A 15,819-nucleotide genomic window follows, 5' to 3' on the forward strand; every position below is an offset into this window, starting at 1 on the left:
TGGGATCGTTGCCGAAAACGCGCGTGAGGCACCCGCGCGCTTCTGCCCTGCTTCTCGTTACGCGCATAGGCTTGTGGCAGCCGAAGCGCCGGAGCCACAAAGGAAGCTCGGGGACAATGCGGATCGCGCGAACGTAGGCTGATCCTCCACTGTGATCCGTGGCACGCTCAACGTCTGCTCGAGTCGGTCTGTACAGCAATCGGTCGTTTGCTGTACGGTCGCTCCTCTAGTGGGCCGGCGACGGGGGCAACCGTCCCGGCCCGTGGCACCGAGGCGATAGGAGCGCCCTGATGCGAGTTGTAGGTTACGTGCGGGTCAGTACCGAAGAGCAGGCGGATAGCCGAGCTGGGCTGGACGCACAGCGAGCTGCGATCGCCGCTGAGGCGCAGCGTCGTGGTTGGACGCTAGTCGACGTCATCGAGGACGCTGGGTATTCCGCCAAGGATCTGCGTCGGCCCGGCATCCGTGTGGCGCTCGAGGCGATGGCCTCAGGTCACGCTGATGTCCTGATCGTCGCCAAGCTGGACCGCTTGTCACGCTCGCTGGTCGATTTCGCCGGACTGATGGCGACCGCTCAGCGTCAGGGGTGGGCTTGCCTCGCGCTCGACACACCGGCCGACCCGACAACCCCGATGGGCGAGGCGATGGTTTCGATCATGGCCACGTTCGCTCAGCTTGAGCGGCGTCTGATCGGCCAGCGCACACGAGACGGGTTGGCCGCGAAGCGCGCGGCCGGCGTGCGGCTCGGGCGTCGCTCAGAACTCCCGGTCACGGTCGTCTCGCGCATCGTCCGTGAGCGCGCAGAAGGCCGCAGCTTGCGCGCCATTGCTGAGCACCTCAACGCTGACAGCGTGGCGACCGGCCAGGGCGGAAAGCGCTGGTACGCCTCGAGCGTCCGGGCGGCGTTGAGTGCCGCCGAGCGCAATGGCGCCTCGACGCCCGTACAAACCGTCTGACGTACCGATGACCGACGCCTATGTGGCATCGCGATCGGCGAGCCACTCATCGCATATCGAGAGTCGGTAGCGCCGGCTGCCGCCCACCATCCGTGACGGCATCCCCTGTGTCTGCCACCGGCGGACTGTGCGGCCGGACACCCCAAAGTGGTTCGCAACGACACGTTCGGCCACCCACGGCTGCCATCGCGTCCCGTGATCGTCGAAGCGGTCCGGGAAGGGGATGACCATCCCGCCAACGTCGGCTTGGCCACTACTCGGTGTACGCATTGCCGTCCTCTCCTGGCCATCACTGTCAGGGGAGCATTTAGCCCCACCCTGGCCACGTCAAGAGCCGGACCTGTCAGTCGAGCGGTGACCATGAGGCGGTGGTGAGTCCGTGCTTCACGGTAGCTTCGGGGTCTCGTAAGGGGAAACCCGGTCGCATCGTCAGTGTGAGCCCCGAGCGTGTCCTTTCATATGAGAGGGACACACGTCGCCACCAAACCCGAATCCCGCCCACCGTATTTGGCGCGTCCGCGCTCGCAAGCGCAAGGGGGGAGGGGCCTTCGCGTTCCGTTGCGATCCCGAATCTATTCTTCCGCGGGCTGCTCAAATTCTGGCGGTTAACGGCTTTTCTGCGACAGAAGTGCGTCAGTTTGTGCTGCGGATTGATGCCGGGTGGGCAGGTAGACTGGGGGTGTGCTGCATGACCGTGATATAGCTGTGAGTTGCCTGGGCCGCTGGTGGTGGCCGTTTGCGCGCGTGTGCGGCGGGTGGGTGTGTGATGGCTAGGGCGGGCTTGCTGCGGTACACCAATCCGAACACGTGGACGTTCCCGGGTGGCTGGCAGTACAACCCGCCCCAGCAGCAGGCGCCTGCGGTCCTGCCGGCCAACAGTACTCAGCCGGGGGCGCCTCCGGGCGAGGTGGTGCCGTTCGATGCGGCGTTGACCGCGCAGCTCAACGGGGCTGATTTGAACTACGGCAACACGTTGGCGGCTCTGGCGGCGCAGGAGCCGATCATCCAGCGTTCGTTTGGGTATCAGGATGATGGGTCGATTGACCCGAACAACCCGTTCTCGAGGGCGCAGCTTCTTCAACGGGCGTATCAGCAGACCCAGCGCGGAACGGGGAACCGGTACGCCGCCCGCGGGCAACTGTATTCCGGGGCGTTGCAGCGGGCGCAGAGCGATAACCAGTTCAACTATCAGGCGCAGGACGCGATGCTGAGGGGTTCGTATGCGCAGCAGCTTGCGGAGCTCGCCGGGTTGCAGGCTGATGCGGCGAACACGAGGAACAACCAGCGGAGCGATGCGTACGAGAACTGGGTGATGTCGCAGGTGGCGAACCGGAACGCTCCACCTGTTGATCCAAGTCCGGCGCCTGCTGGTGGCCCCAGTCCCGAGGAACCCCTGGGTCCGGCGTCTCCGATGCCGCCGCAGCAGTCGTTCGCGAGTCTTCAGGGCACCCCGGTGGAGCAGTATCTGCGCGCGGTGTATGCCGCGTCTCAGGGAGCGGGATCTGCCGGTGGGCTTGTGGGTCGCCTGTTCGCTCGGCGGTAGCTCCGCGCCTTGCTGTGACGGACTGTCATTACGACCACTGTCAGTGGTAGTGTTGCCGGTACAGCGTCAACGCTTGGAACACGTTCACGCTTAGAACCACCCCCACGCATCATCCACTGAACGCCTCTCCTAAGGGCCACTCTTCGCGGAGTGGCCCTTAGTTGTTTTCTGTGCACCGCCGGACCGCGCACTATGATCCGCGCCGTTCAGTGGAGGATGACGCGCGAGTTCCAGCGTGGCACCTCCAGAAAAGTTCATATATGGAGGTCCCGCTATGGGAACCACATTGGCCCGAGAGGGCACGGATGTTCAGCCTGCGGAGCATGTTCAGGCCGCGGAATGGCTCGAGCTGATCGCCGAGGCCGAGAGGTACGAGGTGATTACGGGTGAGCGAGCCGATACGTACCGGAGATACGTGGTTGTCTGCCGTCAGCAGTTCGAGCGTCATGCGCCGGGGCTGCGACGGGACATCAAGCGGGCGCAGGTCGCGAGCGCACATTACGAGAAGGTCGAGCCGATTCGCCGCCGGATCGTCCGTGCGGTCCGTGAGCGGGCAGCGCGGGTAGTGCGATCGGCGAGGGGTTTTTACGTCGCTACGGCTGCGCGTGAGCACCGCGTGGCGCCTTCCCGCCGTCGCGCGTCCACGAGCCGCGACGACGGCGACAGCGGGCCAGAACCAGCAGCGAACGGCCCGACGCTCAGTGTTGAGCAGTTTGCTGGGCTCACCGCTGGCCTGACTAGCAGCGAGCGCAACACGGTGTTCAACGGGCTGTCTGTCAGGCTGCGTCAGCAGTTCTGGGATGACGTGCAGGCCCGAACGAACCGCAACCGGGAGGTAGCGCGATGACTACTCTCGATTGCGTAGATGTGCGCGCGCTTTTCGCCGACCTCGGTGTGTCATTGCCGGCCGGCGGGCCCAACGTGTCCGTGTCGTGCTTCGCGCCAGGCGACGTTCATCGCAACGGGGATCGGAGCCCCTCCGCCAGCGTGAACGTCGAGACGGGCGCCTGGCTATGCCATGGGTGCGGAGCGAAGGGCGGCGCGTACGACGCTGCGCTCGCACAGGGACGGGCACCGGGTGATGCGATGGAGTTGCTCAAGCGCCATGGGCTGGTTGGCGGGGATGACACGCCTCGCCGCGGCGCCGCCAGTCGCTCGGGTGGCGATAGACCCCCCGCCGCGCTTCCCGACGAGGCGACGCTCGTCCAGTGGCAGCAGGACTTGCAGGGACACGCCAAGCTGCTCAAGCGTCTCGAGGATCGGAACGGCTGGACGGCCCGGGCGCTCGCTGCGGCCGGGGCTGGGTGGGGCCAGGCGGATGGCTGGCGGGAGAAGCGCCTCGTGTTCCCGATCAATGACACCGGCGGAGAGCTCATTAACGTGGTCGGCTACCTCCCAGGAGGCGAGCCGAAGTCGCTAGCGCTCCGAGGACGCCCACGGGACATCTTCCCGCCCGTCGAGACGATCGAGGGCCATGAGGTGACGATCGTCGAGGGTGAGGGCGACGCGGTGAGCATGAACGTGTTCGAGTTGCCCGCGGTCGCGATTCCCGGCACCGGGGCCGCGACGGGCTTCAGCAAGTACGCGGCTCGGTTCGCGCTCGTCGATCGTGTGAACGTGTCGATGGATTGCGACCCGCAGGGCCGTGGCGCCCGAGAGGCGATCGCGGCCGCGTTGCACGCTGTCGGCGTGGATGTTCGCGTTCTCGACATCGACCCGGGCCGGGATGACGGCTACGACGTTGGCGACATGTTGCGGGAAGCCTCAGAGTTCGGCGCTGACGGCGTGGCGAGCGCAAAGAAGGCGCTCATGGCGCTGGCGCGGGAGGCGGTGTCGTGGTCGCCGCCAGGGGATGTCGTTTCTGAGCCCGCCCACGAGGCAACGTCTGGTGTGGCCGACGAGATCGCGGTTCCGGCCACGAGCGAGACGCCCGTGGGGGAGACAGACCGCTACGCGGGCCGGATCATCGACCTCGACGCCCTACTCGCCAAGCCGCCCGAGCCTATCCCGTGGCGGGTGCAAGGTGTAGTCGCTGACGGCACACTGACAATCGTCAGCGGCGAGAGCGGCGGCGGCAAATCATGGCTCGCACAGGCGCTCTGCACAGGTGTCGCCCGCGGCCAAGCCATGGCGGGCATCCTCTGCGTCAAGGGGATCGCGCTCTACATCGACGCGGAGATGGGGCCACGAATGTTCGTGGACCAGCGGCTACGGCCCACCGGTGCCACGACCGCCGAGTTCCAGTACATCGACGCGATGGGGCTCGACATCTCCATGCCGGACGACCTCGTATGGGTCCGTCGCCAGGTCGAGAAGCTGGGCGCGAACCTTGTGGTGATCGACTCGCTACGCCGGCTCACGCCGTCGAAGTCAGAGAATGATTCCGACGATATGGCCCCCGCCGTGTCCGCCCTGGCGAAGCTCGCGCGTGACACGAAAGCCGCTGTCGTACTGATCCACCACAAGGGCGACTCGGAGAAGTTCTTCCGCGGCTCGTCGGCGATCAAGGATCAGGCCGACGCGCTGTTCGCCCTGCTGCGCGACCCCAACGACGAGGACGCCCCACGCACTCTCAGTTGCGGCGGAGGGCGCGGCAAGATGCGCTACGCGCCCGAGCCGGCCGATGTCTTCCTTGGCATCAGTCCCGAGTGCGGAGGTGTCGAGAGTTCTTCGCCTCCGGAGAACCCCGGGCCGCAGGTCCCGGCGAGAGAGGCGGTAGCCGCAGCGATCAAGGCGGCGCTGCCCGCAGCAACGAAGACGGAAGTCGCCCGGAAGGTCGGGCGAGCGATCAATGACAGGACGTTCCGCGACGCATGGCGCGATCTCGAGGAGGCGGGCGAAATCGCGGAGAACTCGCGCATTTGGGAGGGTAGTAGTCATCGCCAGCCCCTAGACAACATGACGACTACTACCCCCCTCCACACGGAGGGCCGGCGTCGCGAAGCGATCTACGGCGACGAGAGGGCGGCGGCATGAGTACTGGCTCGTCTACGCACCCGCACGCCCGACTGGTGGACGCGTTGGAGGCGGCTGAGATGCTGGGGGTGCCCAAGACGTGGGTGCTGGCGGAGGCCCGCGCCGATCGGGTGCCTCATGTGCGGTTGGGCCGGTACGTCCGCTTCGAGCCCGCCCAGCTTGAGACGTGGTGGCAGTCGCGACGCCGAGGACCGCAGCGAGCCGGCCGGGTCGGCCGAGCGGCTTAGGATGCCGCGACCGCGAACGTCGAGGAGCGACATGACGACATCCCTTGCTGAGAAGCCGAGGCGGTCCTACGGGACGGGCGGGCTCTTCGTTCGAGCCGACCGCAGCGGACGGCAGACGTGGTACGGCAAGTGGCGCACGAACGGCCGACAGATCAAGCGCAGGATCGGCCCGAAGCGCGGCGAGGGCTCGCGTGACGGGCTGACCCGGACGCAAGCGGAGGCGGAACTTCGCCGGCTGATCGCTGAGACGCCAGGGGCAGCGCGGGTAGGGGAGCGGCTGACGATGCATGAGGCCGGCCGGCGCTATACGCGCTACCTGGCAGCGTCGGGGCGCAAGCCGTCAACGCTCGCTGCCGTGCGCGGGCACCTGGCTCACTGGATCGAGCCGTTCTTCGCGGATCGCGCGATCGACGGAATCCGGACCGAGGATGTGGCGGATCTTGTGACGCTGATGCAGGCCGGGCAGCGGCCAGGAGGGCTGAGACGGACTAAGCCGCTGTCGCCGAAGACGATCCGCAACGCGATCGGCACGTTGAACGCGCTGATGTCGTATGCCCAGCGGAAGGGCTGGACGGGATCGAACCCCGTCCTGGATCTCGAGTTGCCCGTCGTCGAGCCCGACGAGGACATCCGGTTCCTCGAGCCTGTAGAGGTCGAGGCGGTCGGAGCCGCAGCAACGTCGGGGACGTACGAGGCGGTTGATCGGGCGCTCTACATCACCGCGGCGATGACCGGACTCCGACAGGGCGAGTTGATCGCGTTGCGGTGGCGCGACGTCGACTGGACCGCGGGCCGCATCCGGGTCAGGCAGAACTACGTGCTGGGCGAGTTTGGGACGCCGAAGAGCCGTCGATCGACCAGAAGCGTGCCGATGGCTGACCGGGTCGCCGGGGAGCTCGACTCGCTGTTCAAGGCGTCGAGCATGCAGGGCGACGACGACCTCGTGTTCGCTGACCCGCTGACTGGCGGGCCGCTCGCGAAGGCGGCGATTCTCCGCCGGTTCCGCAAGGCGCTCAGGGTCGCGAGGCTCGATGACGCGCATGTCTTCCATGACCTACGGCACACGTTCGGGACGCGGATGGCTGCGGCCGGTGTGCCAATGAGGACGTTGCAGGAGTGGATGGGACATCGCGATATCGCGACTACGCAGCGGTATGCGGACTACGCCCCAGCACCTGAGCACGAAGCGGCTTTAATCGCCGGAGCGTTCAGATCGTCGTCGCCGATCGTTTCGGCCGCGCCTGGTGTCGTGAGCCCGTGAGAGCATCAGCGAATGGACGGACTGCGCGAACTCGCGCTACTCGAGAGCCGTGACTACCTCGAAATCCGATTTCAACAGCGGCATCAACGCGAACTGAGCGCCAGCAAGGCCCGGTCGATCATCGCCCACCTAATCCAGGGCCGTGACTACTGGGCCAGCGCACAAGGCGCAAGCGACCTGATCCGACCGCTGCTCCAGTACTACGGCGCGCTGGCTTTCGCCCGCGCCGCGATCCTCTTTCAAGGCCGAGAACAGAACGAGGAGGCCCTAACCGGAGGGCACGGGCTAAAAGCCATTCAGTGGCGCCAGGAGCTCTCACAGGGACCGCGTGCCTTGCTTGATCTCCGGATCCGAGTTACGGGCGGGACCATGCAACAGATCGCGAACGCCACGGGAAATCATGAGCCTTCACGGATCTACACCGCTCCGTTCCCGTCCTGGAATCTGCATCGTCGCGTCGGTACGCCCTCGATTGAGGGTGCGGAAGTGCGGATTCGTGATCTCCTTAACCGCCTGCCGGCGACCATCAAAATGTACGAGAGAGTCACCGGTTTGCGTGCGGCTGCCTATCCCGGCTTTGCATTCGAGGTCGGGGAACGCCGCCCTGGCATGCCCGGGCCCGAGGTGATCGTGTTCGAAGGATTAGCGGGACTGCCTACACCGGACGAACTCCGCAGCGCGCTTCAGTTGAGCGAGGACCAAGAGATTCACGAGCGCCAGAACCATCAATGGGGACAAGGCGGACCAGCCCGGACGTACTACATGAGCCGAGACGACGACATCTCAGAGCGATGTCTGGCGACGGGTGCTGACGGGAGCGCCTGGGTGATCACTCCGATGCCCGACGGCACGGTCTGGTCGCAACTACTAATGATGCTCGCCCTTAGCTTCTGTCTTGGGGCGCTCGTCCGATATCACCCGACGCTGTGGATGGATCTCGCGGGGCAGGCGCGGGGTGATATCGCCCTTCCGCTCGTCCGCCACGCGCAAGAAGCAATCGATCAGCAGATCCCGCACCTTATGGCGCAGCATTTCAAGCTGCGCGCCGGGGTACCAATCGAGGTACCAATCTGAGCAAACCTCAGCGCACCTGAGCAGACCGGACACCACTCAGCCAAGCGGAAAGCGCGGCAGAGCAGCGCTTTCGGCGGGTTCGATTCCCGTATCCCGCTCTGGCGGAAGCCCCGGCCTCTACGGGGCTTTCGTCGTTTTTTGGGGGGCAGCCGTGGTAGCGATGAGGTAGCAATGTGCGGTCAACACGAGCGTTTAGATTGGCGCCGTGTTCATCGCCCAACTCGTCTTCAACGAGCAAGCGGTCGACAAACTGGCCTCCCGAGGCATCACGATCGCGAACGTCCGAAGCGTTGCCGACGCAGGGCCCTACTGCCCCGCGAATCCCAATCCGAGGGTGCCTGGCAGCCGACTGATGATCGGCATCGACCTCCGGGGCCGGGGCCTCACCATCGTCTTGCAGCCTGACGAGAGCGACGATGCTGTCTGGCACGTCATGACAGGGTGGCCCTCCTCACCCCGACGCAGCGTGCGGCTTGGCAAAAGCACGTCTGACGAAGATCATGAAGCACGTGGACCACCGCGCCCATCACCCCACCATCGACCTAGATCCAACGGAGGAGTTCCCGCTCGAGGAAGGCGAGCGGCCGAGCCCGAATCCGAGCGTGGAGGTTGTGCTCGCGGTACCCGTGTCACGGGCCGATGTTCGGGCGCTCGAGGCGCTTGCGCAGATCAATGACGTCTCAGCGGTCGCGATGGCCAAGGCCTTCCTTCACGAGGCGGTCGCCATTCGCCTTGGCTCGGCATCCGGTCACCGCACTGCGCACCGCGCTAGGCGCACCTCCATCCCAACCTTTCGGCAGCGGCTGTGGTGGCTGCTGCGCGCCCCACGCACATGACCACCGCCCAACTCGGCTCCTACACCTTCGATCGCGTCACCTACGACGACGCGAACGACGTGCTGTACCTCGGCGACGGCGTCGCCGGCGAAGAGACCGACCTCGGCCACATGTTCATGTACCCCGACGACACCAGCCGCGAGGTCGTCGGCGCAGTGCTCGAGGCGCCCCGCCAGGACCTCGAGCAGCGCGGCGCGCTGCTCGTCACGCTGCCCGACGGCCGGCGCGTCGACGCCAGCACGCTCGCGCGGTTCTGTCGCTGACCCGCCGGTAGAGCACCGCGCCCGGTGGCCGAGTGGTGAGGCGGCGGCCTGCAGAGCCGTCCACGCGGGTTCGATCCCCGGCCGGGGGTCTCAGCGCCGGACTCACCACCGGGTCAAGACGACGAACGGGCGGCATTGTTAAGCGCTCGTCGCCGACGACTAGCGCCTGTGATGCCCTGACGCGACGCCATACTCAAATGCACCGCAACCTCAATGTGGCGGGTGCAGACCCACGGTGCATCGGCACCAGAGCGCCGGCGGGAAGAGTCCTGGAGACCACCGGGAAACAGAGGCCACTATGCGGCCATCAGATGTAACGCGCCCGGAACTGCAGACAGGATCTCGCGAAGGTGGTCGACCGTGGTGTTCGTATCCGCGATGAGAACGTCGAGATCGGCGGCGACGCGACCGCTCGAGCACGCCTGTCGCAACGTTTCCCACCTGGCCAGCTTGCTGAGTTCGCCGTCGAGGTCGAGCAGCAAGTGCGCCCACACATCCAACGGCAGTCCGCTATCGGCCAACCGTGAGTTCGACCCCGCCGTCTGCGTGGTTCTCACGACTCGTCTCCGTGATCGCGGCGGCCTGCTCACCCGCCCTTACGCAGGCCTCGCCGAGTGTTCAGCGAGCCTAACACGGAGGAGCGTTTCGGGTCCAGCCCTCGTCAGCCGGCGGACAGGGCGGCATACGGGGTCGGCGGGACACGGCCTGCGGGGCCCGAAAACGCGCGAGCACGACGAGCGACGCGACCACGCGCGTCCACTGCACTCGCGTGGACCGCTCGCAGCCCCCGGTGACGGTGAACTGGGCACGCGACGGACAAGAGCAGGCCGATCCGGGTACTACGACGAACATCATGGCCGATCTCGATGTTCTCGCTCGAACGGCGGCGCAGTCGCGACGACTGGCCGACTACTACGCTTGCGCAGACAGAACCTGTCCAGTTGACAAGCACCCACCAGGACAAGCCCGTGATGCGCACGCGCGCCAGCTGAGGGAACGGCTCCTCGCACTCAGAGTGCCGGACCACGTGCCCCGCGTCGCCTTGCACTGACCGCATACAGCCACGGTTTGCGCGCCGCGCATGACGCCCGGCTGCCCGACCGCAGTCTTCTTCGTTACGTCGTCCGGGCGTTACACAGGCGCGGCATGGTCGGGCTGCCCACTGAGGTCGTACGCGGGCACCGCTGCCTGCGTGTCCTTACCGGCTCTCGTATCCGCGGCTAGAGCGCTGGATGCGGCAAAGCTCGACGACACGCATGTCTTCCACGACCGGCGCCACACGTTCGGTACCCGCATGGCCGCGGCTGGCGTGCCATGCGAACGTTGCAGGACTGGATGGGCCATCGGATCACGGTGCGGTGTTCGATGCCTCAGACGATCGTGACGCCGGCCTCCGGGGCACGATCGCGGACCCGGACAGCGACCATCCCGCTCTGGCGGAAGCCCCGGCCTCTACCGGGCTTTCGTCGTTTTCGTGCTCCACTCCGACCGGGACGGTCATCGTTGCCGGCGCGCCGCTCGACCGGAAGGTTTGGGCGACGTCCGGTGATGGGGATGGTGTGGTCATCGGTTCTCTCCGAGCACTCAGGGCGCGGGGCGCATGACGGTTCGGGCGAACGAGGCGCTGAAGCGCGCCGCTCGGGCACGGGCACGGGCGCTCGAGTTGCGCGAGGCCGCGCAGCTCGAACGCGACGAGGTGCCGCGCGCGCAGCTGGAGCGCGACGCCGGTCTGCTCGAGCGGGCCGCCACCGCGCTCGAGGACAGCTTCGCCCGGGTTCGTGAAATCGAGGCGCTCGAGGTCACGCTCGCCGATCGCCGAAGCCGGTTCACGAAGTCCTGACCCGCTTTCGGGCGTCGCCCGGTCGGAGACCCGCCCGCCTGATGTGGAGAAGCGCGCCCGTGGGGTAGTGGCGCGCGATGTTCGTGTTCTTCAGCAGCCGGATGGGCTGCTTCGGCTCGTTGCTGTTCTCCGTGATCGTGACGCTGCTGCTCATCGCGCTGCTCGGCGGCATGGATGGCTGCGGCCTCGGCGGCGGTGGTGGCGGCAGCGACTTCTGAGCTGCGCTCTCCGGAGGTCGGCGCGTAGGCGCAAGCACCCGCGGTGGCGTGGACATATTGTATTGCAATGCAATACAATTGCCGACGTGAGCGCCGTCGCCCCATCGCGCACCGAGGCGATCGACCTCGTCGCCAGCACCCTCCTGCCGCGTGCGTCGCTGCTGACGCGGCTGCTGCTGCGGTCGGGCCCGGACCGCCTCTCGCGGACCGAGTCCGCGCTGCTCGCCGGCCTGGACGCCGGGCCCCGGCGCATCACCGAGCTCGCCGAGACGCAGGTCCTCGCGCAGCCGACCGTCACCCAACTCGTGGACCGCCTGCAGCGTCGCGGCCTCGTCGAGCGGGAGCGCTCGACCGAGGACGGACGCGTCGTGCTCGTCTCGCTGTCCGACGCGGGGCGGGCCGAGCTGGGGGCCGTGCGCGCCCACTACCGCGGCGTCCTGCGCGCGCTGACCGCGGAGCTGCCCGACGACGAGGTCAGGGCGCTCGTCGCCGCCACCGAGACCATCGGCCATCTGATCGACGCGCTCCAGGAGCGGGGCGAGTCGTGACCGCTGCGCTGCGCCGCGACGCCATGCTGGCCCCAGTCCTCATCTTCGTCACGATGGTGACCGCCATCGTCAGCGCCCTCGGGGCGCCGCTCATCCCGACGATCGCCGAGGACCTCCACGTCTCGATCAGCACCGCACAGTGGTCGCTCACCGCCGCGCTGCTCTCCGGCGCGATCGCCGCGCCCATCCTCGGCCGCCTCGGCGACGGGCCGCACCGGCGCCGGACGCTGGCCGCCGGACTCGCCGTCGTCACCGCCGGCGGCATCGTCTCCGCCGTCGCGACCGACCTTGCCGTGCTCGTCGCCGGCCGGGCGATGCAGGGCGTCGGCCTCGGGCTCGTCCCGCTGACCATGGCCGCCGCGCGCGACCACCTCCCGCGCGAGCGCGTGGCCCCGGTGATCGCGCTGCTGTCCGTCTGCGCGGCCGCGGGCGTCGGCGCCGGCTACCCGCTCACCGGCTTGATCGCGGACGGCCTCGGCCTGTCCGCCGCGTTCTGGTTCGGCGCCGTCGTCGGCGGCCTCGCGCTCGCCGCCACGCTGGCGGTCGTGCCGCGCAGCAGTGACGGCCACGGCGCCCGCCTCGACATCGCCGGGGCGGCGCTGCTCTCGCTCGGCCTCGTCGCGCTGCTGCTCGCGATCGCCGAGGGCGGCACCTGGTCGTGGAGCTCACCCGCGGTCGTCGCGCTGCTCGCCGGCGCGGTCCTCCTGCTGGGCGCATGGGTCTTCCAGCAGCTGCGCTGCTCCGCGCCGCTCGTCGAGCTGCGCCTCCTGCGCCATCCGTCGGTCCTGACCGGGAACGCCGTCGGGCTCGTCCAGGGCGTCGCGATGTACATCAACATCTCCACGGTCATCGCCTACGTGCAGACCCCCACGGCCGCCGGCTACGGGTTCGGGGCGAGCGTCGTGGTCGCCGGCCTAATCCTCGTGCCGTTCTCGATCATGAGCCTCGCGGCGAGCCGCATGCTGCCGTGGCTGGCGCACACGATCGGCGAGCGCGCGATCCTGCCGCTCGGCGCGCTGACCGTCGGCACCGCGAGCGCCTTCTTCGCCCTCCTGCACGGCGGCCTCTGGGAGGCGTTCGTGATGATGGCGATCATCGGCGTCGGCCTCGGGCTGTCGTTCGCGGCGATTCCCGGCCTGATCGTCCGCTCTGTGCCGCGCCGCGAGACCGGCAGCGCGATGGGCTTCTACCAGGTGGTCCGGTACGTCGGCTTCTCGCTCGGCAGCGCCCTCACGGCGGCGGTCCTCGCCGGCCACACCCCCGCGGGGTCCCAGCTGCCGACCGAGAACGGCTACGGCGTCGCGCTGTGGATCGCGGTCGGCTTCTGCGTCGTTGCGGCGGTGCTCGCATGGGTCCTTCCGGAGCGCCGGGCAAGCCGCGCGCGGAGCCGGCCGGCAACCGCGCCCGAGCGGATCGTGGCCGAGTAGGCTCGGCTCATGGCCACGCGACCGCACACCTCCGAGCTCGACCACGAATCCAAGCCGCGCCGGCGGATCACGGCGACCCAGATCGGCTTCGCGATCGTGCTCTGCCTGATGCTGGCGTTCGCCCTGGCGAACTTCCAGTACGTGCGGGTCAACTGGATCTTCGGCACCTGGCGCACGCCGCTGATCGTGGCGCTCGGCGTCGCGTTCCTGCTCGGCGCCGGCGTCGGTGCGCTGGCCGTGCGCCAGCGGACCAGCAGGAAGAAGAAGAAGAGCGCCTAGTGGCCGATGGTCTCCATGCCAACCGCTAGCTCACCCGGTAGCCGAAGTTCAGCGTGACCGTGGTGCGGGGCGTGCCGCCGCGGTAGACGCACGTCCAGCGGATGCGCGATCCGGCGATCACCGGCGTGCAGCGGTAGCCGGCCGCCTTCATCGGCATCTCGGCGCCCTCGCGCACCAGCGTGCGGACGACCCGGCCGACGACGCCGCAGCGTGCCTTGCGGGTCGCGGTCGAATCGGCGTCGGCGATGTTCACCCCGGCGGTGAGCTTGCCGCCGGGGACGCCCGCGACCTTCAGCGGGCAGACCCCCGAGGCGGGGTTGGAGTCGGCGGCGACAGCGGCGGTGGGGGCGGCGAGCGCGAGGGCCGCGCCGGCGGCGAGGAGCGTGAGTCGAAGCATTCCGGGACAAATCGGCGTTCCCTCGTCTGGGCTTTAGGTTCGGGGGTAACGTCGCGCTTGACCTGGTCGGTTCGGACTCCTCCTACGAAGCGGCCAGGTGGAGCAGAGCACCCTCGATCTACCTCCAGGGATCGAGGACCCCGGCGACGCCTCGGCCCCACGGGCCGGGGCGTCGATCGTTTGCGGCGCCGCGTGCACCGGCGGCCGTCACCGGGTAGCCCGCCTCACATGCCGACCGAACCCGAACCCGTCACGCTCGCCCAGCTGGCCCGTCGCGCCGCGGAGATCGTCGACCCGGACGACGAGAACGCGGACGTCGGCGAGTTCGCCCAGCTGCTCGAGGACGCCGACGAGCCCGCGCGCGCCCTGCTCGAGGAGCCGCTCGACGAGCGGATCGCCGAGGTCGTGCGGCGCATCGACCCCGAGCAGGAGGTGCCGCAGATCGTCATGGCGGGCGCCATCGTGCGCTATCTCGCGCACAAGACACAGCAGACCGGCGACGACCGCGAGGCGCTGCTGCGCCTCGCCGCCCGCGCCGAGTTCCACGGCGATCCGCCGCCCGTGGTCGCCGACTGGCTCGTCGACCAGGGCGTCGTGGTCTGAGGCGGCCGCCTCGCCCGGGCGCTTCGGCCCGGTCAGCTGGGCAGAGACGACCCGGCGAAGCCGAAGAACCACACGCCGAACGCCAGCAGCGCGACGCTCACCGACACGACCATCACGCTGTCGAGGATCGTGCGCTGGCGGGTGGACCCGCGCTCGCCGCGCATCGACTTCTGCCACGACGCCTGGACGCGCTGCCGGCGCGGGGCGCGCAGGACGGCGGCGTAGAGGCGGTCCAGCCGGGAGAGCACCTTGCCGATGATCACCATCGTCACCGGGATGCCGACGATCACGAGCAGGTACGGCCCGAGCGACGGCGAGGAGCCCTCCTGCAGCTTCGACCCCAGCCACAGCCAGAGCACCGGCACGACGACCCACATGGCGACCGATCCGGCTGCCATGAGCAGGATGAGCACCAGCGCGACGGGGCGGCTCAAGAGCTTCCTGACCATCGGGTCAGCAAGGTACCCGGACACGCCGGGGATCTAATCGCGGGTGGGGCTCGCCGCTACCAGGCCTGAGTCGTGCCGCAATGCGGGCACGAGACCGAGGTCGACACGGGCGCGGCGAACACCATCCCGCAGGAGCAGGTGTACGTCGCTCGGTCGATCGGGCCGCCGGCCTCCCGCACCCGGGCCTCCGGGTCTGGAGGCTCCGCTGCCGGAGCCGGAGCCGGAGCCGGCGTGGGAGCGGTCGCTGTCGCCGGGGCGGCGGCCGTGGGGTCCGGGCGGTCCGTCCGCTCCGGCCGGGTCGGGGCGCGGCGCGCGGACGTGGGCCCGAGTCGCTGGAGCTGGCGGGCTATACGAGATCGCATGGGGGTTGACGGGGACATCGCTTTTTCCTCTCTGCCCCAAAGGACGCCGCGGGACGCCATTCGTTTCGCAACATCCATCGAATTTCCTGGGCGATCGCTTGAGCGCGCCGTTCGGCGCGTGACCTTCGTAGACTGCAAGCCAGACATGAACCCCGCCCGCAAACGCCGTATCCGCCTGGTCATCGCCCTCACCGCCGCGCTGCTGCTGGCCAGCGGCCTCGTCTACACGAGCTTCAGCGCCGGCAGCCAGGCCAAGAGCCCCAGCGACCTGCTCGCCGGGGTCGACAAGGGCCGCACCTACCAGCTCACCGGCAAGGTTGCCGACGGCTCGGTCCGGCGCGAGGGCGAGGAGCTGCTGTTCAAGGTGCGCGACCGCAAGGGCACCGCGGCGGTGCCGGTGCGCTACACGGGCACGGTGCCCGACCCGTTCCGGGAGGGCCGCGAGGTCATCGTCACCGTGAAGCGGGGATCCGACGGGACGTTCGTCGGCGAGCGCGACTCGCTGATCACGAAGTGCCCGTCGAAGTTCACCGCCGAGAAGACGCCGTCGTAGGGCGCTG

General features: G+C 68.4%; 19 protein-coding genes and 1 tRNA gene. 17 read left to right on the top strand and 3 right to left on the bottom strand.

The window, feature by feature from the left end:
• Positions 1–290: 290 nt before the first annotated feature.
• The 10 genes from DSM104329_RS08145 (at position 291) to DSM104329_RS08185 (ending at position 9,225) form a co-directional block, all read left to right on the top strand.
• Positions 291–956 (top strand): recombinase family protein, encoded by a 666-nt coding sequence (locus tag DSM104329_RS08145; RefSeq protein ID WP_259314923.1) that lies wholly within the window; start codon positions 291–293, stop codon positions 954–956.
• Positions 957–1,737: 781 nt separating this feature from the next.
• On the top strand, positions 1,738–2,499 hold the full coding sequence (locus DSM104329_RS08150; RefSeq protein ID WP_259314925.1) for a hypothetical protein: 762 nt from the start codon (positions 1,738–1,740) through the stop codon (positions 2,497–2,499).
• Positions 2,500–2,773: 274 nt separating this feature from the next.
• Complete coding sequence (locus DSM104329_RS08155; RefSeq protein WP_259314926.1) at positions 2,774–3,346, top strand: hypothetical protein; 573 nt, start codon at positions 2,774–2,776, stop codon at positions 3,344–3,346.
• Positions 3,343–5,475, top strand: a complete 2,133-nt coding sequence (locus DSM104329_RS08160; RefSeq protein ID WP_259314927.1) for an AAA family ATPase — start codon at positions 3,343–3,345, stop codon at positions 5,473–5,475. Before DSM104329_RS08155 ends, DSM104329_RS08160 begins: the two co-directional genes overlap by 4 nt.
• A 59-nt stretch (positions 5,476–5,534) precedes the next feature.
• Complete coding sequence (locus DSM104329_RS29045) at positions 5,535–5,702, top strand: hypothetical protein (protein WP_407655875.1); 168 nt, start codon at positions 5,535–5,537, stop codon at positions 5,700–5,702.
• Positions 5,703–5,733: 31 nt separating this feature from the next.
• Positions 5,734–6,963, top strand: a complete 1,230-nt coding sequence (locus DSM104329_RS08165; protein WP_259314928.1) for a tyrosine-type recombinase/integrase — start codon at positions 5,734–5,736, stop codon at positions 6,961–6,963.
• 12 nt (positions 6,964–6,975) lie between these two features.
• Entirely contained in the window at positions 6,976–8,037 is a 1,062-nt protein-coding gene (locus tag DSM104329_RS08170; RefSeq protein WP_259314929.1) for a YaaC family protein, read from the top strand.
• 509 nt (positions 8,038–8,546) lie between these two features.
• Positions 8,547–8,873, top strand: a complete 327-nt coding sequence (locus DSM104329_RS08175; RefSeq protein WP_259314930.1) for a hypothetical protein — start codon at positions 8,547–8,549, stop codon at positions 8,871–8,873.
• Entirely contained in the window at positions 8,870–9,136 is a 267-nt protein-coding gene (locus DSM104329_RS08180) for a hypothetical protein (RefSeq protein ID WP_259314932.1), read from the top strand. Before DSM104329_RS08175 ends, DSM104329_RS08180 begins: the two co-directional genes overlap by 4 nt.
• 18 nt (positions 9,137–9,154) lie before the next feature.
• Positions 9,155–9,225: transfer RNA gene (locus DSM104329_RS08185), tRNA-Cys, on the top strand.
• A gap of 207 nt (positions 9,226–9,432) precedes the next feature.
• Here DSM104329_RS08185 and DSM104329_RS08190 read toward each other — a convergent pair.
• The gene (locus DSM104329_RS08190; RefSeq protein WP_259314933.1) at positions 9,433–9,693 is read right to left on the bottom strand and encodes a hypothetical protein; all 261 of its coding nucleotides are present in this window, start codon (positions 9,691–9,693) and stop codon (positions 9,433–9,435) included.
• A 1,043-nt stretch (positions 9,694–10,736) separates the two neighbouring features.
• On the opposite strand from DSM104329_RS08190, the gene DSM104329_RS08195 reads away from it, so the two are divergent.
• From DSM104329_RS08195 to DSM104329_RS08215, 5 genes are all read left to right on the top strand, one after another.
• The gene (locus DSM104329_RS08195; protein ID WP_259314934.1) at positions 10,737–10,976 is read left to right on the top strand and encodes a hypothetical protein; all 240 of its coding nucleotides are present in this window, start codon (positions 10,737–10,739) and stop codon (positions 10,974–10,976) included.
• A 77-nt stretch (positions 10,977–11,053) separates the two neighbouring features.
• Complete coding sequence (locus tag DSM104329_RS08200) at positions 11,054–11,194, top strand: hypothetical protein (RefSeq protein WP_259314935.1); 141 nt, start codon at positions 11,054–11,056, stop codon at positions 11,192–11,194.
• A gap of 86 nt (positions 11,195–11,280) precedes the next feature.
• A complete protein-coding gene (locus tag DSM104329_RS08205; protein WP_259314936.1) occupies positions 11,281–11,742 on the top strand; it encodes a MarR family winged helix-turn-helix transcriptional regulator in 462 nt (153 codons plus the stop codon).
• Complete coding sequence (locus DSM104329_RS08210; RefSeq protein ID WP_259314937.1) at positions 11,739–13,169, top strand: MFS transporter; 1,431 nt, start codon at positions 11,739–11,741, stop codon at positions 13,167–13,169. Before DSM104329_RS08205 ends, DSM104329_RS08210 begins: the two co-directional genes overlap by 4 nt.
• 9 nt (positions 13,170–13,178) lie before the next feature.
• The gene (locus DSM104329_RS08215) at positions 13,179–13,448 is read left to right on the top strand and encodes a LapA family protein (RefSeq protein WP_259314938.1); all 270 of its coding nucleotides are present in this window, start codon (positions 13,179–13,181) and stop codon (positions 13,446–13,448) included.
• A 25-nt stretch (positions 13,449–13,473) separates the two neighbouring features.
• Here DSM104329_RS08215 and DSM104329_RS08220 read toward each other — a convergent pair whose 3' ends face one another.
• Complete coding sequence (locus tag DSM104329_RS08220) at positions 13,474–13,845, bottom strand: hypothetical protein (protein WP_259314940.1); 372 nt, start codon at positions 13,843–13,845, stop codon at positions 13,474–13,476.
• A 228-nt stretch (positions 13,846–14,073) separates the two neighbouring features.
• Here DSM104329_RS08220 and DSM104329_RS08225 point away from each other — a divergent pair, with 228 nt between their 5' ends.
• Positions 14,074–14,448 (top strand): hypothetical protein, encoded by a 375-nt coding sequence (locus tag DSM104329_RS08225; RefSeq protein ID WP_259314942.1) that lies wholly within the window; start codon positions 14,074–14,076, stop codon positions 14,446–14,448.
• Positions 14,449–14,480: 32 nt separating this feature from the next.
• On the opposite strand, the gene DSM104329_RS08230 is transcribed toward DSM104329_RS08225, so the two are convergent.
• Positions 14,481–14,897: a hypothetical protein gene (locus DSM104329_RS08230; protein WP_259314943.1), complete on the bottom strand. Its 417-nt coding sequence runs from the start codon at positions 14,895–14,897 to the stop codon at positions 14,481–14,483.
• A 507-nt stretch (positions 14,898–15,404) separates the two neighbouring features.
• Here DSM104329_RS08230 and DSM104329_RS08235 point away from each other — a divergent pair.
• Positions 15,405–15,812 (top strand): cytochrome c maturation protein CcmE, encoded by a 408-nt coding sequence (locus DSM104329_RS08235; RefSeq protein ID WP_259314944.1) that lies wholly within the window; start codon positions 15,405–15,407, stop codon positions 15,810–15,812.
• The last annotated feature ends 7 nt before the right edge of the window (positions 15,813–15,819 follow it).

The sequence above is a fragment of the Capillimicrobium parvum genome (genome assembly GCF_021172045.1).
GTDB lineage: Bacteria > Actinomycetota > Thermoleophilia > Solirubrobacterales > Solirubrobacteraceae > Capillimicrobium > Capillimicrobium parvum.

What these genes read in the sequence shown, in the direction of transcription:
- DSM104329_RS08215 (WP_259314938.1), top strand. Translation starts at nt 13,179, where the DNA reads ATGGCCACGCGACCGCACACCTCCGAGCTCGACCACGAATCCAAGCCG.
- DSM104329_RS08160 (WP_259314927.1), top strand. Translation starts at nt 3,343, where the DNA reads ATGACTACTCTCGATTGCGTAGATGTGCGCGCGCTTTTCGCCGACCTC.
- DSM104329_RS08200 (WP_259314935.1), top strand. Translation starts at nt 11,054, where the DNA reads ATGTTCGTGTTCTTCAGCAGCCGGATGGGCTGCTTCGGCTCGTTGCTG.
- DSM104329_RS08195 (WP_259314934.1), top strand. Translation starts at nt 10,737, where the DNA reads ATGACGGTTCGGGCGAACGAGGCGCTGAAGCGCGCCGCTCGGGCACGG.
- DSM104329_RS29045 (WP_407655875.1), top strand. Translation starts at nt 5,535, where the DNA reads ATGCTGGGGGTGCCCAAGACGTGGGTGCTGGCGGAGGCCCGCGCCGAT.
- DSM104329_RS08230 (WP_259314943.1), bottom strand. Translation starts at nt 14,897, where the DNA reads ATGGTCAGGAAGCTCTTGAGCCGCCCCGTCGCGCTGGTGCTCATCCTG.
- DSM104329_RS08165 (WP_259314928.1), top strand. Translation starts at nt 5,734, where the DNA reads ATGACGACATCCCTTGCTGAGAAGCCGAGGCGGTCCTACGGGACGGGC.
- DSM104329_RS08225 (WP_259314942.1), top strand. Translation starts at nt 14,074, where the DNA reads ATGCCGACCGAACCCGAACCCGTCACGCTCGCCCAGCTGGCCCGTCGC.
- DSM104329_RS08235 (WP_259314944.1), top strand. Translation starts at nt 15,405, where the DNA reads ATGAACCCCGCCCGCAAACGCCGTATCCGCCTGGTCATCGCCCTCACC.
- DSM104329_RS08155 (WP_259314926.1), top strand. Translation starts at nt 2,774, where the DNA reads ATGGGAACCACATTGGCCCGAGAGGGCACGGATGTTCAGCCTGCGGAG.
- DSM104329_RS08145 (WP_259314923.1), top strand. Translation starts at nt 291, where the DNA reads ATGCGAGTTGTAGGTTACGTGCGGGTCAGTACCGAAGAGCAGGCGGAT.
- DSM104329_RS08180 (WP_259314932.1), top strand. Translation starts at nt 8,870, where the DNA reads ATGACCACCGCCCAACTCGGCTCCTACACCTTCGATCGCGTCACCTAC.
- DSM104329_RS08220 (WP_259314940.1), bottom strand. Translation starts at nt 13,845, where the DNA reads ATGCTTCGACTCACGCTCCTCGCCGCCGGCGCGGCCCTCGCGCTCGCC.
- DSM104329_RS08170 (WP_259314929.1), top strand. Translation starts at nt 6,976, where the DNA reads ATGGACGGACTGCGCGAACTCGCGCTACTCGAGAGCCGTGACTACCTC.